Below are 19818 nucleotides of genomic sequence, written 5' to 3'. Positions count from 1 at the left end.
TAAATATGAAAAAATTAATATTCAACATAATAGCAATAGGGTCAATCTTTATGCTTAGTTCATGTGCCGATTATCTTAATGTAGATAAATATTTCTACGATCAACTTTCTCTGGATTCGGCATTTGCAAAGAAAATTTACGTAGATGGATGGTTGGCTAATGCCTATGAAGGAATGAATTTTATGGCAGAGTTTAAAGAGCGTTATCGCTGGGGATCTGATGACCTGATTAATCCAGATGAAAAGGCAATGCAGAATGGTAATTACAGTGCTGACGACCCATTAGATAATATGGATGGTCGTGGTGCAGCCGGTACAATGTATAAAGTATACGAGACTGTACGTAAAGCTTCGACATTCATTGATAATGTTGGCAGATGTCCTGAACTAACACTCACAGAAGTCTCTGATTATACGGCACAAGCACATTTTCTACGCGCTTATGCTTATTGGTCTTTACTTCGTAGATATGGTCCTATTCCCTTAATCCCTAAAGAAGGGTTAGATGTGAACCTTTCATATGAAACACTTTCATTGCCACGTTCCAAATTCGATGATATCATTAACTTTATTAACGAAGATTTGGAGCTTGCAGCTGTAAACCTACCAGTAAGACGTACCATTAATAACATGGGACACCCTACCAAAGGAGCTGCTCTGACTTTACGTGCACGAGTACTTCTGTATGCAGCAAGTCCATTATTCAATGGAAATACGGACTTATTCAACATGAAAGATAACGTAGGAAATCAATTAATTAACCAAACTTATGATGAAGGGAAATGGGCACGAGCCGCTGCTGCAGCCAAAGACGTAATGGAATTAAACCAATACGCATTAAATATCATAAAGCCGTCAGCAACAACTATAATGCCTCCACATCATGCAGAATATTCTGATAAAGAATTTCCTTACGGCTGGGCTGACGTCGACCCATATGAATCGTATAAATCAATTTTTGATGGAACAATCCTTGGTTCTAAAAATGATGAATTGATTTTCACCCGTACCAATGAAGGACATAGCACTATTAGAGGATTAGTGGAATCTTGTATACCACGAACCTTAAATGGAGGTAATAAAATTGGTGTTTCCAAAAAAATGGTAGATGCCTATTATATGAATGACGGACGTACGATCCAAGAAGGACAAGCTGACGGCTATTACCAAGAAAAAGGGTTTACAACTAGCGCTACAGAATATTCATTTTTACCAGCAAAAGTTTCATTACAATATGCTAACCGAGAGCCCAGATTCTATGCATCTATTGCATACAATGGTTCTATTTGGGAATGCGAAAGTGCAAATGAAAGTAAATATAGAAGACAACAACTTTTCTACTACAAAAATGAGAACGACGGAAAATTAGGATTCAAAGAAGATCTCCCTTTAAGTGGTATTGGATTCAAAAAATTCTATAATCCAGAAGATGCATTAACGACTGGAGGATATGTGGTAAGCAAGACAGAACCTTCAATGCGTTATGCCGAAGTACTACTGATTTATGCAGAAGCGCTTAACGAGCTGACTACCACACACAATGTAGTAACCTACAATGGAAATAGCGCGACCATTTCACGTGATATCGAGGAAATGAGATATGCTTTAAAACAAATCCGTTTTCGTGCCGGTTTACCAGATTTTAAGGATGATATATATGCTGATCAAGGTGAACTCCGTACTAGGATAAAAAGAGAACGCCAAATAGAATTTCTTGGTGAAAATGCTTTCCGTTTCCTTGACAATCGTAGATGGAAAGATGCTATGGTAGAAGAAAATATGCCATTAATGGGTTGTAATATCAACATCAGTTATGATGAAGATAAGATACAATTATATTATGTACCTACAGCCATTACTTCAATGCCTAAAAACTTTGAACAAAAAATGTATTTCTTCCCTATACCGACCGAAGAACTGAAGCGAAATGTAAATATGACCCAAAATCCAGGATGGTGATAACAATATAATTAAGTCATGAATATGAAACAGATTAAAAATATAAGTCTTATCTCCTTGCTTTTATTGGCGTTTTCTTCTTGTGTAGACGAGTTAGATAACGAATTATTCACAAAGTTCACTAACCTGAAACTAAGTGGATGGCAAGAAACAACCTTGAATATTAAAGAGGATAATACAGCTATATTACCTCTATATTTTGGAATAAACGGAACTTCCGGCAATGATAAAGAAATTCAAATCAAAGTTGGTTTTGATGCTGATACATTAGATGCCTATAACTGGGAGAAATATAAGAATGAAAAAAGTAAATACTACCAACAGTTACCCGAGGAAAGTTTTACTTTAAATAAAAATACATTCACAATTAAAAAAGGCGATCTAAACACAAGTGGGTATTGTACAATAGACCTTTCCCTAATTGAAGATTTGTATGATGACTACGTATTGCCTCTGAAAATCACATCTTCTATTGGTGAGCCTATCGGTCCAAATAAATATTCTAAGGCATTATATCACATTGCTTTTAAGAATCATTTTTCTGGAAACTTTGCTGGATATGGCACTATAAAAGAAGAAGGTACCAGTTACACAACTTCGGCTAATGGTAAAACATTGTATGCGATTTCTAGAGATAAATGTTATATGTACGTAGGTAATGTAACGCGCGATAATAGTATTGACTTCAAACAATATATCGTTGAATTAACGTATGACGAAACAAATAAGAAAATTACATTAAGTACAAAAAACAGTGCGTTAAATCTAGAAGCAGAACCCGTCAGTATCACGCGTAAATATACCAAAAACACCACTGATCTACGTAAGTACAACGAAGAAACTGTAATTGTTATGAAGTATAAATATAACGATTTGTCAGAAGGCAGCTCCGCACGTTATTCATATGAAGGTACATTGACGATGAACCAAAGCGTATGGGCAAAAGACTATCCAGATGTCCCTGTAGAAGATGAAGAGGAGTAAACGAAGAGTAATTATTAACTAAAGATTAATAAACATGAAAAAAATATTATTCATACTATCAATATTAGCGCTGCCACTGGTGTTTACCAGTTGTAGCGACGATGACGACAATGGTGGTAATACAATTCCCGCTGATGCCGTAGAACTGAAAGTAGACGAAACAGAATTGCAGATTGCGCAAGAAAATAGCCGTATAGTGAATATTACGGCTGGTAATGGAGATTATAAGGTAACTTCCTCTAATGAAGAAGTGGCAACAGCAACTGTCGATGGTAAGGTAATTACAATCACAGCACTTCCAACAGATAATAATGCTGAAGCAATGATTGTCGTGACAGACAAATATTACAAAAGAGCTTATATTAAAGTAGAAACGGCTGCTGTCTTCGGAATACGCCTTAATAAATCAGAAGCCACTCTTTTTTCCCAAGTTGACGGACAGGATGTATTCACGTTCAAAATTATCACTGGTAACGGTGGATATAAGGTAGAATACCTTGAAAACCCAGATAATTGTACAGAACTAATCGGAGTAGAAGATATAGAAACGACCGGTACTTTTACTGTAAAAGGTTTAGATAATGGTATAGCCAAAATCAAAATAACCGATAAATTAGGTAAATCTCTAACAGTTGTTACAAAAGTAATTGCTCCAGATCCACTCATAACAAATTATGACGGAAAGATCCTACAATTTAGCGCAACACAACAGTACGGAAAAGTAGAAATAATCAGTGGTAATGGTGGGTATAAATTGGAAATTGCCGATCCAAGTATTGTTAAAGCATCCATGAACGGCAGTACAATTGAAATAACCGGTAAGAAGAATGGTTCTACATACATCACAATTACTGACTCTAAGAAACAAGAGAATAAATTGACTGTAACAGTAGATGGAAAAAATTATGGCTTAGCGCTCGATAACAAATTCTGGTTATATGCAAACTTTGGTAATATAACTGATAATAAACTTGTTAAAGTCAAACAAACAACTTGGGAGATCATTTGTCGTTTGAATTCACTTTCATGGTTAGAGACATTTATAGGTATGGAAGGGAAATGTCTATTACGTGGAACAGGAGATGGTTCACATATTGAATTATCAGCATTAGGAGATGGCTTTAAGTTCCATAGTAAAACTGCACTTAAGACAAATGAATGGATGCATATCACATTTGTCATAGACTGTTCTAAAACTAATCATAAAGAACAATATCGCTTGTTCATTAACGGAGAAGAAGATGATTATATCATCGACAATCAAAGTAATAGGCATGAAGAAGTAGATTTAGCCTCAAGTAATGATGATAACAAATTCACACTTGGACGCGCCTGTGGTGACGACCGACGTATGTTGAATGGTTCTATCGGAGAAGCTCGTGTATGGACTGTTGCCCGCACGCCAGAACAAATCAGAGCTAATCTGTGGAGATTAACAGAAAAGGCTCCTGTAGGCTTACTAGGACACTGGGAATTTAACGCCGGAGTTGAAACAAATTATATTCAAGATATTGCCGGAGGAAAGTTTGAAAACAACCTAACCATTTGTGGTAAAGGTGGTGCTATCAGTACTAAAGTACCTATGTCGGCATGGATTGAAAAAAATTATCTAAAATAATAAAAACGAAACGATATGAAAATACTTTATAAGTTATTATTATTGTCCTTCCTGTTTACTTGGACATTTTCATCTTGTAGCGATGACGATGACGAAACATCCTTAATAAAGGACCCTGTCATAAATACTGTGGCTCCAGTTTCATTGTTACGTGCAGAAGTAACAGAGAATGAAAACGAACTGCTAATCAAATGGACGAATCCAATGAACAAGGATGTGTATCAAGTAGAGATTTCTTATTCAACAGTTACCTCACGTGCTTTTTCCGGCAGTCCTATACTAGTGGAAGCATCTAAAGGTACCGAGGGAGAAGTACTCATTACTGTACCTTGCTATGATGTCTATACCATTTCTGCAGTAGCTATCAATAAAGCCGGTATACGCTCTCCCAAAGAAAGTGTAAAGGCAGAACCTTATCTTCCTAAGGCTACGGAATCTGACGACAAAGAAGAATAAAAGGTCTGAAATCTAAAATAGAACGAGGCTGTCTCAAAACAAGAATTTGAGTTCAGCCTCTTTTCTTTGTTAAAAAATAACGCAAACCTTGATTTCTCTTAGTCACAGACTTGCTCATATCCCTAGAATTTCATATCTTAGGAATATCCTCAAAAAACATAAAGGTTTTAAGACGTTTAGATTCCGTGGAATAAAAAAGGTAGAAATCGAATTTGGATTACTTACTATTGCACATAATCTAGCGAAAATAGCCTGCACAGAAGGTTTTTTTGTCGGAAAAGTATCCTTAATGAAGGAAAGGGCAGGGGAAAAAAATCTCTTTTCTTTTTGGCATGTGCTTTGAATTTTATTAAGACGTAACGAAAGCGATACAACTGATTCCTTAACACAATAGAAGAGAATTGAAACATATATCTAATAATATTTAAATCAAACGATTATAAAAAAATAGTAGTAGCAATGTTATGTTCGTTTGTGGAGGTTCATTCTTTGTTAAGGCTCAGATTACCTCTGAAAAAGCTGTGACAGCCCCGACAGAAGTGAAAACGATCGTTGTTGTCAATGATACAGTAGTCACAGACACAGTAGTCAAAGACAGCACAACCGTTGAGTCTGCCAAGGAATAACCTCACCCAAAACTCGCAGGAAGAAAGTTTACCGAAGAATAGTAAGTACACTATAAAAAGCCATCCCTTCTTTGTCTATTCGGGGGATGGCTTTTTTTATTCAAGAATTATTTATCTATTTTCTCTTTCCAATACAGCCAACCGGGCATACAATTCAACCAATGCTCCTTGCATTAATATATCCCATTTATCTTTTATAGTTCCTCCTCTGAGGTCGTCGTCATTCAAGAGATTATTACGCTGATGACAACTACTGTTCCAGGCATGAAGCAATGATTTCTCAATATCATCGATATACTTACGATCATTATCAATAGAATAGAGTTCAAAGAATCCACGACACATGATCGTATTGAACCAAGCATGTCCAGGAGAAAGAATATTGAATGTCAGATTCAACTCTTTCGAACGATAAGGCATAAACCACTTTTTATGACAACTTTCAGCTATTGCATAAGCTTCATTCAGGTATTTCTGCTCTCCTGTAATTTTATACAAAAGACACGCAGCCTGTAAAGGTTGTCCGGAATTATAAGAATACTTGTTTTTTTCGATCCCACCCGGCAAATTTGGGTTTTCTTCATTCGGACGTACATTGTCGTAGAACAAATGATCAGACTTGTCTTGTAAGACATTAATCATATAATCATAACATTTGATAGCCCAATCCAAATACTCCTGTTCATGATTTGCCAGATAAATCTTGCATCCTAGTACTGTTGCTGGTCCGGTAGAGCAGGAATGTTTGGTGATACTAGGTTGATTCAATTCTTTCCAGTGAATACCTCCTCCACAGGTTTCATCCCAACCATGTTCAGTCAAATATTTCCATACCACCTTAGCTTGATCCAAGTACTTTGTCTCATTCGTTTCCGTATACCAGTCGATCATATCAAGACCAATCCAGACATTATCATCATAAAAACGATCGTTTCCGGAAGCCGGATAAACAGAATAAGCCAGGATACCATGATCCATCTGGCAGAAATTCTGTATCCCTCTAAACACCCTTTCGTCCATTGACTTATACACATTCTCAACTTCACTTTGCTTGGTAGCTTCGCGCATAGCGACAAAAGCTGATAACCCCGATCCTTGTCCCCAAACCAAAGCATCACCATCCCAATAAGCACCGCCATTGTAAGGATAATCACCACGCCAACAGTCTCTGGAACTTTTGCCGAAATAATATCCAATAACCGAAGTCATATATGAATGGGCACGATCCAACATAGTCTGTTTCTCTTGCTCCGGTTCTTCCCCCTTTTCATGAAAAGGTGTCAAGGTAAGGCTCTTTGATATAGATCGTTTACCAGCTTTGCTGATAGCAACTAACGAAACCTCATAAGTAGAATAATAAGGTACTTTCAGTAAATACTCACCCGGAGTCTTGGGTTCTGCCTTTAAAAGGATATGTCCCGGAGTAAAATCTGCCTTACGGGCTGAAACATCAGCTACCTCTTCGTAAGAAATCTCTACTAAATCCAAATCACGATTAGCAGGATTTATCCATTTCACCAAAAGCTCATTCTCATTATCGGTAGCCTTTACCGTAAACGAATTAACTGAAGAAATATTACCCTCCACGGGATCACTCAGTTCGACGATTTCTTTTTTATCATCACCACAAGACGAAAATACAAGTAAAGTGAAAAGATTCAAAATAAACAGTTTATATATTGTTTTCATACTTTTTTCATTTAAAGGTTACTTAAAAGGTACTGTAATTGGTACTTCTTCGAATCTATTCATTGGGAATTCTACATTATTGAAGCTATCAAATTTAGAAATATGCATCAACAATTCATGATTGGAGTTTGTGCCATCCTCAATATAAAAGACCGGTGCTCCAGCTGAGAAATCCCAACGTCCTAACAAACCGACGGGGTTCTCTTCCGCAAAATTCCAGGCATTGGCTCGAAGTTGGTCTTCCGTTCGGCAAACCGACCAAATACGTGCTTCAAGCACTGCACCTCCAAAGAAACGGTTATTATCAAAAGCCTTTCCTATAGAAATCTTTCCACCGTCATTGCCCGCACAAAGGTCTATTTCCGAAAAGTTTATTTCATTTCTTTTAGTCTCTGCCCAAAAAACTCTGTTACCATTAATATAAAGTTTGTATTTGTTACCCGGATCACTTTGTGCCACATCACAATCTACCACTAATGCCAAATGCATCCATTCCCCCAATTTAATCACCTCGTGGCTTGTTCTCAATTTCAGTTTATCATCTGCTCCTACCAGATCAATCACTTTCCACTGATTACCACCTTTTTTACCCGGTTCGCCGTCATCACCACCACGAAGGATAAAGTAGCCTTCTTTGCCCATGAAAGTCTGCAAAAAATAAGTATCATCAATGCGACAGATCAATTCCCAAGTCATTTTCTTCAACTTGAAGTTATTATTAGCAGCTTTCAAAGCCTCAGCTCCGTCTCCCGTCATCTCATCGAAATGAGTCCAAACAGCATAGCTGCTTCCCAAGTTCATAGCCAATCGCTTGCCCGAGACGATCTTTACGTGAATAGGTTTTGAAACCTGTTTTCGCACGTCAGTCAAAGTAAATGATGTTTCTCCCACCTTCCTTCCGATCACAGTCACTGTATTGCCATAAACCTCTAAGTGAATAATTTTCGAATCTCCTGCATCCAGAATCTTGTATTCACCATTACCACTTGTTATTTTCACTTGTTGGCTTCCTTGCTTTCCATCAATCAATACCCCATTTTCATCAGCATCTGTCAAAATTGGATCTGAAGCAATCACATTCAGAGTGACTTTAGCCGCTTTACCTTTCCGATCAACCACTTTAATTTCTGCACTGCCTTCTCCTATCGCTTTTACAGTGAACATTTCCGTATCTTCCAGCTGATCTTGATCCAAAATCTCTATGCAATGATTCTCATCCTTCACATCCAATGAATATCCTCCGTTGCCCGTATTGATTTTAACAACAGCTTCATCAGCATCTTTTGCATTCGAATAAAGTGTAAACAATGTTTCGTTAAGTTTTAAATCAAATTCTGCAGCTGTATTTACCTTAATTTTAATACGTTGATAATATTTATCTTTCAAATATACCACTCCCTGGGCATTATTCTTACCGACCACAGCAGTCAGTTTCAACTTATTACCATCAATTTCAGCCGTAACCACTTTTTCATTAGCCGAAGTCACGACATACTCTCCATTGCCAGATATTATATTAACGACTCGAGTATCACCCTGAGCAATGTTTATTTCATTGGCATCAACTTTTAGTTCTGCCATCTCCGAAGGAGTTCCATTGTCTTTGTTATCATCATCACTACATGCACAAAAGCAAAGCAGTGATGCAAAAACAAGATACTTAATAAATTTCATACGCATTACATTTAAAGTTTAATATTAGTTTATAGAAAAAGCTGAATCATCTTTATCAGTCTGGAATAATCAGAAGCCAACAAAAATATGATATTCGCCACATTTTCTGTATCCAAAGCCTTATTTGATAGTTATTCATCGAGAATATTTACTATTTTGGCATAATTTGATAACTTTCTTATTTCCATAGTCAGAAAACAAAATAAGCTCCAATATTATTGTCCCATTTCCTCCAAATGCCTATCACGAAATTCTTTTGGCGTGCATGCATACTTCTCACGAAACACTTTAAAGAAAGTTACTTTATTTGAAAAGCCAGATTCAAACGCAACTTCATCAATTGTCTTTTTTGTTGTCAATAATAGATCCTTAACTATGTGCAAACGACATTCCCTGATGAGATTTGTCGGACTATCTTCCCCTATTTCTTCCATTTTACGGTATAAACTCCGAGAGCTAATAGCTAATTGATCAGCGATAAAACGTGGAGTAAGTTCTTTACTCCTAATATTATCATTAATAACCTTCAGTACAGATTGAAGGAATTTTTTTGATTCATTATGAGTCAATTTTCCATCTGATTTTTCAAAAGAACTTATGGGAGACCTGAAATAATTCTTTAATACCTCTTTTCTTTCCATCACTTGTCCTACAGATATACGTAAATACTCAGCATTAAATGGCTTCGTAATATACATCTCTGCTCCGGCAGAAAGAGCTGCCATTTGTTGTTCCATTTCATGATGTCCGGATACTACAATAATAGGAATATGCGATGTTTCTTTTGTTGATTTTATTTTTCTAATCAATTCAAGACCTCCAACTTCCGGCATCATAATATCGCAAATTATTACATTGGGATATACCTCATTCATTATCTGGTCAATTTGGGAAGGATCTTGCAAAGTCAGGACATTAAAATCACCAGAAAAAATTTCACCGATAAACCACAACATTTCCAACTCATCATCAATAACCAATAAAGTAGGCCGCATTTTATCAAACTCATAATGAGGTAACTTTAGCATTGGCTGTGTATCTATCTTTGGAATATATTCGGAAGTCAGCCGTTTTGAAGATTTCACTTCTGTAGTCAATTCCAATGGAGGTAAAGTCAAGGTAAATAAAACCCATCCATCAGAAGTATTCTCCACTTTCAAACTACCATTCAAGAGTCTGGCCATATTATAAGAAATAGCAAGCCCTAAACCATTTCGGGAGAAATTCTTATCATCCTGATTTTCAAAATTATCCAATATCGCATAACGGTTAAAAATATATTGAGAATCTTTCTCTTTAATAACACTGCCTTCATTGGCTACACACAAAAACAGATGGTTATCTTCGGTCATTCCCAGTTCTATTCTAATTCCTTTCTCATCCGGAGTATATTTGAATGCATTGGAAATCAAGTTAATAATAATTGTATTTAAGAATCCTTTATCCGAATTCCAAGCTATTTGCTCCGGAATTTTACTTAAAAAGGTAATACCTCTTGATTTAGCCATTTCTACAAAAGTTTTAGCTATTTCTAGCATAATGGAAGATACATTCAATGACTCTATGCGGACTTCTCTGTGCCCCGTTTCAATTCGACGGAATTCAATGAGTTCATGTATCAGGTTATTTAATCGTTCAGCATTAGTCTGAATCATTGTCACATAATCCACTACAAATTTACTAAGTCCCTTAGAAGAAAGAATACGACCGCAAGGACCATAAATTAATGTTAGTGGAGTACAGAATTCATGAGCTATATTTGTGAAAAAGCGTAGTTTTGATTCAAAAACATTTTTTTGATGACGCTTTTCTATTTCATTCAACAGTTCCTGTTTCTTCTGTTGCGAATGAAGGATAAAATAGCGTATTAATAATGCTGTTATAGATATCAAACATATTGAATAGATTAGATAAGCCCACCAAGAAGCATACCAAGGATCGGCAATGCGAATTACTAAAGAATAGACTTCACTTTCCTTATCAAATACACTATTATAGTATTTTACCAGTAAAGTATATTCACCAGGAGCCATATTGGTAAAAGAAACTTCACTTTCTTTCCCATTATTAATCCATTGATTACTCAGCCCTTTTAATTTATAGAAATAAACATAATTATTTCCATTCAAATAATCGACAGAAGTGAAAGAAACTGCAAAGAAATTCTGGTCATATTTTAAATTCAGTACTTCATTTCCCTTTTTCTTAGTAAGAAACTCCCCTAAATTATATTGCTCTCCAAAAATAGAAAGTTTATCAAAATAGACAGGAGGCATATAAAGCAGTTCCGGCTGTCCATCTGCCTGAATAGTTACGAATCCATTGATTCCACCCAAAAAGAGTGTTCCTGTTTGTGGATCTCTAAAAGCTGCTCCATCACTGAATTCAACGACCTTTAGTCCATCTCCGAAACCATAAGTCCGGAAAATATTCCGTTTAGAATCAAAATTGATTAATCCCAGATTGGTTCCCATCCAGAAATTATCTTGGGTATTTTTGAGTATAGAATGAATCGTATTATTCAAAAAGCCATTTTTGACATTAAAAAGCTGATATGAAGTCTCAGAAGTATATTTTATGAGTCCTGAGCTTGTACCAAACAAATAATTATTGCTACTATCTTTACTAATAGCAAGAATATTATTTAATGTCATATTTTCATATTTATGAGTAGAAATAGGTTCTAAGCCATTAGTTGTTTTATTGAAGCGAAATACTCCATACCCTTTATTACCAAACAATAAGTCAGGATCGCTTTCCGAATAGATAGTGAAAAAGTGGTTCGAGCTGAATTCACCTTCGTTAATAACATGATGTTGCACATCTTCAAGAATAGGATTATCAGATGTTCCTCCAATACGAGCCCTAACCACACCCATTCCTACACTTGCCAGCCAGAGTTCTGAATCGTTCGTTTCATAGATATCATGAATATATTTAAAAGATTCGTTATTAATTCTGATTGGTATTTTCTTGATGCGTCGTTCACCATATGAATAATAGTTTAACCCTTCCTCATCCCCAATCCATAACACATTACGATGACTTTTCGCAAAACAATAAACAGCATTGCTACCTAATGCGCTATTAGCTGTAGTCATTGTTTCTGCGTGGCACTCGGCAATATTCTTATTCACTTCGTAATCTGAAATTTTAAGGATACCATTTCCTTTTGTACCGACCCAAAACGTTTTTTCTGCATCCAGATACAATGCACGTACCGGACGCTCAATTTTTGCTGTATAATTATTTAAAACGATTGATTTTATGGAATAAAAAGGATTGGAATAGAGATAAACTCCCTGCCCGTCCGTGCCAATCCAAACAACATCTTGAAAAAGGTCTTTAGTCAGACAGAACACACCGCTATTAATAGGTAATTGTTGAATCTGATATTTATTATTATCTTTTTCCTTCTCCAACATCAAAACACCATCCATTATAAAACTCACAAAATAGTTATTATGATACTGAATAATGGAAGATATTTTGCCGCGTGCCTGTACTTCCTTACCTAAATTAGTAATCAACTCATTCTTTTTAGATGGAATGTGATAAGCATAGAAATTATATTCTTTATCAACATAAAAAAGAGACTCTGCATCATTAAAACAATAGAGTAATGATGCCTGATAATCCAAACCACTTTTCTGAGGAATTAAGATTATATCACCTGTCGTATTTTCCTGTTGCAGATCATAACAACGGTTATATCCTTTCATTACGACCCACATACGATTGTTTACATCAAAAAAGAAAGTGATAATGTCCGAAACAGGGATTCCCGTAATAATGATTTTCTTAAAAACGCCTTCTTTCTTATGATAATAGCAGATACTATTGCTATCTTGAATAATAAATAAGGTTCCGTTATTATCCTTATTCATAAAGAAAACTTTTCGAAATTCGTTATAGCGAGTGATTGCATTTGTTTTACGATCCAACCGATTCAAGCCATAATAAGTCTGAATCCAATAAATATCCTCGCCAGTATAAATGATTTTATCAATCAGATTGCCGGATAAATATTTATCTTTGTCATGTGGCTTAAATTCTTCAATCTCTTGTCCATCGTAAATATTCAGTCCATCGCAAGTACCAATCCACATTAGTCCGCGTTCGTCCTGACACAAAGCAGTAATAGCACTATTCGACATATATTCTTTATCTGCAATCTGCTTTAAATTATAAGCGTATGCTGTATTTAATAACAGATTTAGAATTAAAGACAAGAGTAAAATATAATATTTTTCCATAGCATTTCATTCATAGACTAACGTTATGACAAAGATAAAGAAAAAATATTTAATTCTCTTTATTTTACTAGAATATAAGTAAAACTCAGCGCCATAGTAGTTAATTATAGTGCCAACAAATCATTTACCTTCTCTAATCTTATCGACACCTACTGTATTCTGCCTAATTTCGTCACAGAAACTATTTAAATACATAATTTTATTGTCTCATGAGAACACATTTTTCATTTAAACACCTGTTATTTCTGGGATGTGCCGCATTCTACAGTTTGCAAACTTCTGCCGTTAAAAACCCAGTAGACTATGCAAGCACACTGGTGGGTACGCAATCAAAGTTCGAACTGTCTACGGGAAATACTTACCCGGCTACGGCTCTGCCATGGGGAATGAACTTCTGGACACCACAAACCGGTAAAATGGGCGACGGCTGGTCATACACTTACAATGCCGACAAAATCCGGGGATTCAAACAGACTCATCAGCCAAGCCCTTGGATGAATGATTACGGTCAGTTTTCCATTATGCCGATTACCGGAGAACCTGTATTTGACCAAGATCAACGCGCAAGCTGGTTCTCTCACAAAGCAGAAATAGCTAAACCTTATTATTATAAGGTATATCTTGCCGACCACGATATTACTACCGAATTAGTGCCAACAGAACGTGCCGTTATGTTCCGTTTCACATTCCCGGAAACAAAGAACTCATATGTTGTTATTGATGCTTTCGATAAAGGTTCTTATGTAAAGGTAATCACGGGGGAAAATAAAATTATCGGTTATACAACCAGAAACAGCGGTGGTGTGCCCGAAAACTTCAAAAATTACTTTGTAATCAAGTTCGACAAGCCATTTACATTCACTTCTGCTGTGAAAGACAACGAGATTATTACAAATGAAAAAGAGGTACAATGTAATCATGCCGGAGCCATTATCGGATTCGCAACTAAAAAGGGAGAAATTGTTCATGCCCGCATTGCTTCCTCTTTCATTAGCCCCGAACAGGCTGAGTTAAATCTCAAAGAATTGGGTAATAACAGTTTTGACCAATTAGTTTCCGAAGGAAGAAATACATGGAATCGTGAAATGAGCAAGATAGAAGTAGAAGATGATAATATCGACAATTTACGTACTTTCTACTCTTGCCTGTATCGTTCCATGCTTTTTCCACGCAGCTTCTACGAAATAGATGCGAAAGGAGAAGTGGTGCATTACAGTCCTTACAATGGCAAAGTGCTGCCGGGATATATGTTCACAGATACAGGATTCTGGGATACTTTCCGTTGCTTGTTTCCATTCCTTAACCTGATGTATCCGTCAATGAACCAGAAAATGCAGGAAGGATTAGTGAATGCTTACAAAGAAAGCGGATTTCTTCCGGAATGGGCAAGTCCCGGACATAGAGATTGTATGGTAGGAAACAACTCAGCATCTGTTGTAGCGGATGCTTATATCAAAGGCTTGCGCGGATACGATATTGAAGTTCTTTGGGAAGCATTGAAACATGATGCTAATGCGCACCTTCCCAAAACGGCTTCAGGACGTGTGGCTTATGAAGCTTACAATAAGTTTGGATACGTACCAACCAATATCGGAGTAGGTCAAAATGTTGCCCGCACACTAGAATATGCTTACAATGACTGGACCATCTATACATTAGGTAAAAAGTTAGGTAAACCGGCAAGCGAAATTGACATTTACAAAAAACGTGCAATGAACTATCAAAACGTTTACAATCCGGAACGCAAGTTGATGGTAGGTAAAGATGACAAAGGCGTATTTAATCCCAATTTCATTGCTGTAGACTGGAGTGGTGAGTTCTGCGAAGGAAACAGCTGGCATTGGAGTTTCTGCGTTTTCCACGATCCACAAGGATTAATCAATCTGATGGGAGGCAAAAAAGAGTTTAACATGATGATGGACTCTGTATTCGTGATTCCAGGCAATTTAGGAATGAAGAGCCGTGGTATGATTCATGAGATGCGCGAGATGCAGGTGATGAATATGGGACAGTATGCTCATGGCAATCAGCCTATACAACACATGGTTTACCTTTATAATTATTCCGGCGAACCTTGGAAAGCTCAACAAAGAACCCGTGAAATCATGAACAAACTGTATACAGCAGGTCCTGACGGTTATTGTGGGGACGAAGATAATGGACAAACTTCTGCCTGGTATGTGTTTTCTGCACTCGGCTTCTACCCTGTTTGTCCGGGAACAGACCAATATGTCTTGGGCACTCCTCTTTTCAAATCAGCCAAGTTGCATTTAGAGAACGGAAAGACTGTTACGATTAACGCCAGTAACAATAGCATGGACAACTACTATGTCAAAGATATGAAGGTAGATGGCAAGGTGTATAACCGCAACTATTTGACTCACGATCAGCTGACGAAAGGTACAAACATACAATATCAAATGAGCCCTGTTCCCAACAAACAGCGTGGAACGAATGAAAAAGATGTTCCTTATTCTCTTTCAATTGAATAAAATATTGTATTTTTGACACCCGACAAGTAATCTATCTACTTTGACAAACTAAAGAAAACATGAAATTAAAGAACCTTTTACTAATCGCTTTAGTCGCTATAGTCTTTTGCAGTTGCCAAAGCTATCAGCCCACACGTTTCACTGTTGCTTCTTATAATCTGAGAAATGCCAACAAGTCCGATTCCGCTAACGGGAATGGCTGGGGACAACGTTATCCTGTAGTCGCAAAAATGGTGCAATATCATGATTTTGATATTTTCGGCACTCAGGAATGCTTTCTACATCAATTACAAGACATGAAAGTTGCTCTTCCCGGCTATGATTATATTGGAGTAGGACGTGATGACGGAAAAGACAAAGGTGAGCACTCTGCTATTTTCTACCGCACTGACAAATTCGATGTGATAGAGAAAGGAGACTTCTGGTTGTCGGAAACACCAGATGTTCCTAGTAAAGGTTGGGATGCCGTGTTACCCCGTGTTTGTAGTTGGGGACATTTCAAGTGTAAAGATACCGGATTCGAGTTCCTGCTTTTCAATCTGCATATGGATCATGTTGGCAAGCAAGCGCGTGTTGAAAGCGCCTTCCTTGTTCAGAAGAAAATGCAGGAACTGGGAGCCAATCTTCCGGCTATTCTGACAGGTGATTTCAATGTGGACCAGACTCACCAATCTTACAATGCGTTTGTTGAGAAGGGAATACTTTGCGACTCTTACGAGAAATCCGATTTTCGTTATGACACCAATGGAACTTTCAATAGTTTCAACCCGAACAACTTTACCGAAAGCCGTATTGACCATGTGTTCGTTTCACCGGTTTTTCATGTGAAAAGATATGGTGTGCTGACCGATACTTATCGTAGTAAAGGAAGTGGAAATAAGGCAGATGCAAAAGACTATCCGGAAGAAATTATGATTAAAGCGTACCAAGCACGTACACCTTCAGATCACTTCCCCGTAAAAGTGGAATTGGAGTACGACAAACGCCATCAAAAGTAAATGGGATGATTTACCCCTAATCATCTGACACAAAGATATGCAAATAATAGGTTGATAATCTTTAGACCACCGTACATCACGTCTCGGATATGCCATTTACAACGATGGTATTCATTTCCAACGGGCGAAAACAATTTATGTACAGCTACTTCTGAAGATTTGGTAAACTGGATTCCCGTTGTCAATATCGACGGTTCATTAAAAAAGACTATTCTCTCCAAGAGATGGATATTTTGATAGCCAACTGGCGGAATGCAGTCCTCCTGCGATTTGCAATCTAAAGGGAATCGTTCTTTTATATAACGGCAAGAATAGTGCAGACAAAGGAGACAAACGTTACACTGCTAATGTATATGCTGCCGGACAAGCTCTCTTTGACGCTAACGAGCCGACTCGTTTCATCACTCGTTTGGACGAACCTTTCTTCCGTCCGATAGATAGATTCGAAAAAAGTGGTCAGTATGTAAACGGAACAGTCGCTGCCGATCCGGCCCCATTGCCTTAATCCGATTCTTTACATAGGGCTCAGTTTTTCTGCACCTTTTGTTCATGGGAGTAAAAGCCTATAAACAAAAGGTGCAGTTTTTACTTCGTTACATATTTACGGATAGTTTTCTGTTTAACCACTGCAGAAGATTTTTATAATATATCACGTTATTCACATTCAACAAAACTATTATTATAATGAATAGTAGTCACAAAATCAATCATTCTATCTCCACTCATAAAAAAATACGATTTTATTTATCACCCTAAAAACGATAGAAAAGACGATATAAAAAGAATCATCTGATAAAGTAGTCGTAACAACGTATAAAATGAAGTGCTCATCCTATGCCAATATAGATCGCAACAACATACGAAACAATGTGTTTGTACGCTTGAAACAAAGTGTTTTATACTGTTGAAACAAAATGTTCCAACAGTATAAAACACTTTGTTCAAGTAGATGGAACAGCATTTATATCTAGTTCTTGATTTGAAATGCTGTGGGATTGAGACAGGTTTTTGTAGATATTTAACTAATAACATTAGTTTGCAAACTAGATAAATTAGTTTATTTGTAAGAATTGTATATAAGTTAAATGAAAAACACGCAAATTATGAAAAAATTTTGGATGTATACAGTCTGCTCAATCTATTTGATGGCTGCTTGTACAGGACCTCAACGCTCTACAACTGAAGATTTATGCATTGTGGATGTGGCAGGTGCTATGGAAAACCAAACAGAACTGAAGATCTCCGAGTTGGGTAGTGATGTTTGTTATATCCCTTTGGAAACCACTGATTCTTGTCTGATAGGTAATGATCCGAAACTGTTGTTGCTGAACAAACACATCGTTGTCTATACGCGTAAAGATTGTTTTCTGTTCAATAAAGCCGATGGTAAGTTCATTTCTAAGATGGGATATGGAGGTGATAGTCCTGAAGCTTATTCCGATGCCAAACCTATCTATAATGATGTAGAAAAGATGCTATATTTCAAACGTGAACCGAATATCTTTCAACGGCACGACTTGCAAGGTAAATACCAGGGAAAGACGACGATCCCCACTCAGCCGGTTGCACCAAGCGATTTCATTTTTACAGATTCATTGGCAATAGGACATTACAATAACTTAGGGCAAGAATTCAATAGCCGTTCGCTAGTATTCTTCGATACTCGGGGGGAACAAAAAGATACACTTTCCAGTCTGTTGCCCGTACTTCCTGAGAAAAATATTGGCGATATTAAAAGATTTTCCATACAAAAACAGGGATTGACTAGCTTTATCCTGATGGAATTCAAAGATGGCAGTTATTCAGCTAATATCACCGATCTGCCTTTCTTATGGAAACAAGATGGTAAAGTTCGTTTTAAAGAGGGTTTCATCGATACGATTTATACGGTGGAGAGAAATCGGCTGGTTCCTGTCATTGCATTTTCGACTGGGAAATGGCATTGGGGAGTAGAGGCGCGTACAGATTCTAAAGACAATTACAACCGCCTGCTGATGACAACGGTGTTCGAGACAAATCAGACTCTCTTCTTCCAATCCGTACGTGGAATCTATAGCAACGAGCAGGAAACATTCAATGGTGTTTATGACTGCAAAGCCGGTACCACTCGTATGTATCCAGAGAAAGCCGGCTTTGTAGACGATCTGAACGGATTCATGGTTTTCCGTCCCCAGACTTATAATTCTCAGGGTGAATACGGTATGATGAAAGGTTCGGATGAAGTATTGAGATGGTTAGAAGAACACCCAGAGATGGTTCAAAATAAGAAATTAGCTGGATTGAAAAAGTTAGATGAAGATTCTAATCCGGTGGTGGTGATTACTTTGCCACGAGAATAGTGTGGTGAATATACATAAAACCATTGTCGGTTTTTTGATTATTTGGAAAAAGTATGAAATACTTGTAATGTACATCTATTAGCCTGTACATGAAAAACAGCACATTCTAAGCCAAAAGCTAAAAGCCCATTATTACCTTCGTTACAAGGGGTTGAGAAGTGATAGCTATGCTCCAATCATGAAACGTATTTCCATCGGGAAATCTATGGTATGGTTCAATGCAAAGTGTAGCCCTTTGGAATAAGGGAGCACGGGCAATAGGCAAAAGTAAAATGGCTACCGAATCAAACCGAGTACTTGATAAAACCACTCTATCCATCCATATCCATCACAAAGAACTGCTGTCGAAAAAAGGAAATATCTAGGTAGAAGAGATAACGGTTTCCAAGCATCCATTATCAAATGCTTGTCGATTATAAACAGTTTTGTGACTTGATATTGCATCATCCTAATAATTTATATTAGTTGTACAATATAAATATACTAGACAAACTGCCACCTTCGCTAAATTGCCATTATAGCAACTTCAGTACTACTACGAAACAGTCCACCCCACCATAAGCACCGGTACTCAGACCTTGTGGGATTACTGCTTTTAATTGCCTCCTTATCATCTCATGGTGAGTTACCGTCTTCCCACAATATAGTCTCTATGCAAATCATGCCACACTGCAAGATGGAAGATTATTTCCATTATTATTTCATTAGCAAACAGAATCCATAGACGT

General features: G+C 37.1%; 11 protein-coding genes and 2 pseudogenes. 10 read left to right on the top strand and 3 right to left on the bottom strand.

The annotated features are described in order from the left end of the window. Positions 1–5: 5 nt before the first annotated feature. The 6 genes and pseudogenes from PHO71_RS15790 to PHO71_RS15765 all read left to right on the top strand — a co-directional run bounded on the left by PHO71_RS15790 (position 6) and on the right by PHO71_RS15765 (position 5642). Positions 6–1958, top strand: coding sequence for a RagB/SusD family nutrient uptake outer membrane protein (locus tag PHO71_RS15790; RefSeq protein WP_300205140.1), 1953 nt, complete (start codon positions 6–8; stop codon positions 1956–1958). A 24-nt stretch (positions 1959–1982) separates the two neighbouring features. Continuing rightward, entirely contained in the window at positions 1983–2942 is a 960-nt protein-coding gene (locus PHO71_RS15785; protein WP_300205138.1) for a DUF1735 domain-containing protein, read from the top strand. A 34-nt stretch (positions 2943–2976) separates the two neighbouring features. Then, positions 2977–4560 (top strand): LamG-like jellyroll fold domain-containing protein, encoded by a 1584-nt coding sequence (locus tag PHO71_RS15780; RefSeq protein WP_300205136.1) that lies wholly within the window; start codon positions 2977–2979, stop codon positions 4558–4560. 15 nt (positions 4561–4575) lie between these two features. After that, positions 4576–5016, top strand: a complete 441-nt coding sequence (locus PHO71_RS15775; RefSeq protein ID WP_300205134.1) for a hypothetical protein — start codon at positions 4576–4578, stop codon at positions 5014–5016. A gap of 148 nt (positions 5017–5164) precedes the next feature. After that, positions 5165–5269: pseudogene (locus PHO71_RS15770) on the top strand (transposase); the annotation flags it as partial. 211 nt (positions 5270–5480) lie between these two features. Beyond that, positions 5481–5642, top strand: coding sequence for a hypothetical protein (locus PHO71_RS15765; RefSeq protein ID WP_300205132.1), 162 nt, complete (start codon positions 5481–5483; stop codon positions 5640–5642). 111 nt (positions 5643–5753) lie between these two features. On the opposite strand, the gene PHO71_RS15760 is transcribed toward PHO71_RS15765, so the two are convergent. The 3 genes from PHO71_RS15760 to PHO71_RS15750 form a co-directional block, all read right to left on the bottom strand. After that, positions 5754–7331 (bottom strand): glycoside hydrolase family 76 protein, encoded by a 1578-nt coding sequence (locus tag PHO71_RS15760; protein ID WP_300205131.1) that lies wholly within the window; start codon positions 7329–7331, stop codon positions 5754–5756. Between the two features lie 18 nt (positions 7332–7349). After that, complete coding sequence (locus PHO71_RS15755) at positions 7350–9005, bottom strand: LamG-like jellyroll fold domain-containing protein (protein ID WP_300205129.1); 1656 nt, start codon at positions 9003–9005, stop codon at positions 7350–7352. A 215-nt stretch (positions 9006–9220) separates the two neighbouring features. Continuing rightward, the gene (locus tag PHO71_RS15750) at positions 9221–13261 is read right to left on the bottom strand and encodes a response regulator (RefSeq protein ID WP_300205127.1); all 4041 of its coding nucleotides are present in this window, start codon (positions 13259–13261) and stop codon (positions 9221–9223) included. Positions 13262–13470: 209 nt separating this feature from the next. Here PHO71_RS15750 and PHO71_RS15745 point away from each other — a divergent pair, with 209 nt between their 5' ends. The 4 genes and pseudogenes from PHO71_RS15745 to PHO71_RS15730 all read left to right on the top strand — a co-directional run bounded on the left by PHO71_RS15745 (position 13471) and on the right by PHO71_RS15730 (position 19090). Continuing rightward, the gene (locus PHO71_RS15745) at positions 13471–15753 is read left to right on the top strand and encodes a GH92 family glycosyl hydrolase (protein WP_300205125.1); all 2283 of its coding nucleotides are present in this window, start codon (positions 13471–13473) and stop codon (positions 15751–15753) included. Between the two features lie 59 nt (positions 15754–15812). Next, entirely contained in the window at positions 15813–16751 is a 939-nt protein-coding gene (locus PHO71_RS15740; protein ID WP_300205123.1) for an endonuclease/exonuclease/phosphatase family protein, read from the top strand. A 123-nt stretch (positions 16752–16874) separates the two neighbouring features. Next, positions 16875–17229, top strand: a pseudogene (locus PHO71_RS15735) (hypothetical protein); the annotation flags it as partial. A 625-nt stretch (positions 17230–17854) separates the two neighbouring features. Next, positions 17855–19090 (top strand): DUF4934 domain-containing protein, encoded by a 1236-nt coding sequence (locus PHO71_RS15730; protein WP_300205121.1) that lies wholly within the window; start codon positions 17855–17857, stop codon positions 19088–19090. Positions 19091–19818 lie beyond the last annotated feature (728 nt).

Origin of the sequence: Bacteroides sp. (assembly GCF_028690125.1) — a bacterium.
Classification (GTDB): Bacteria; Bacteroidota; Bacteroidia; order Bacteroidales; family Bacteroidaceae; genus Bacteroides.
This window is presented reverse-complemented; position numbering and strand designations above follow the sequence as displayed.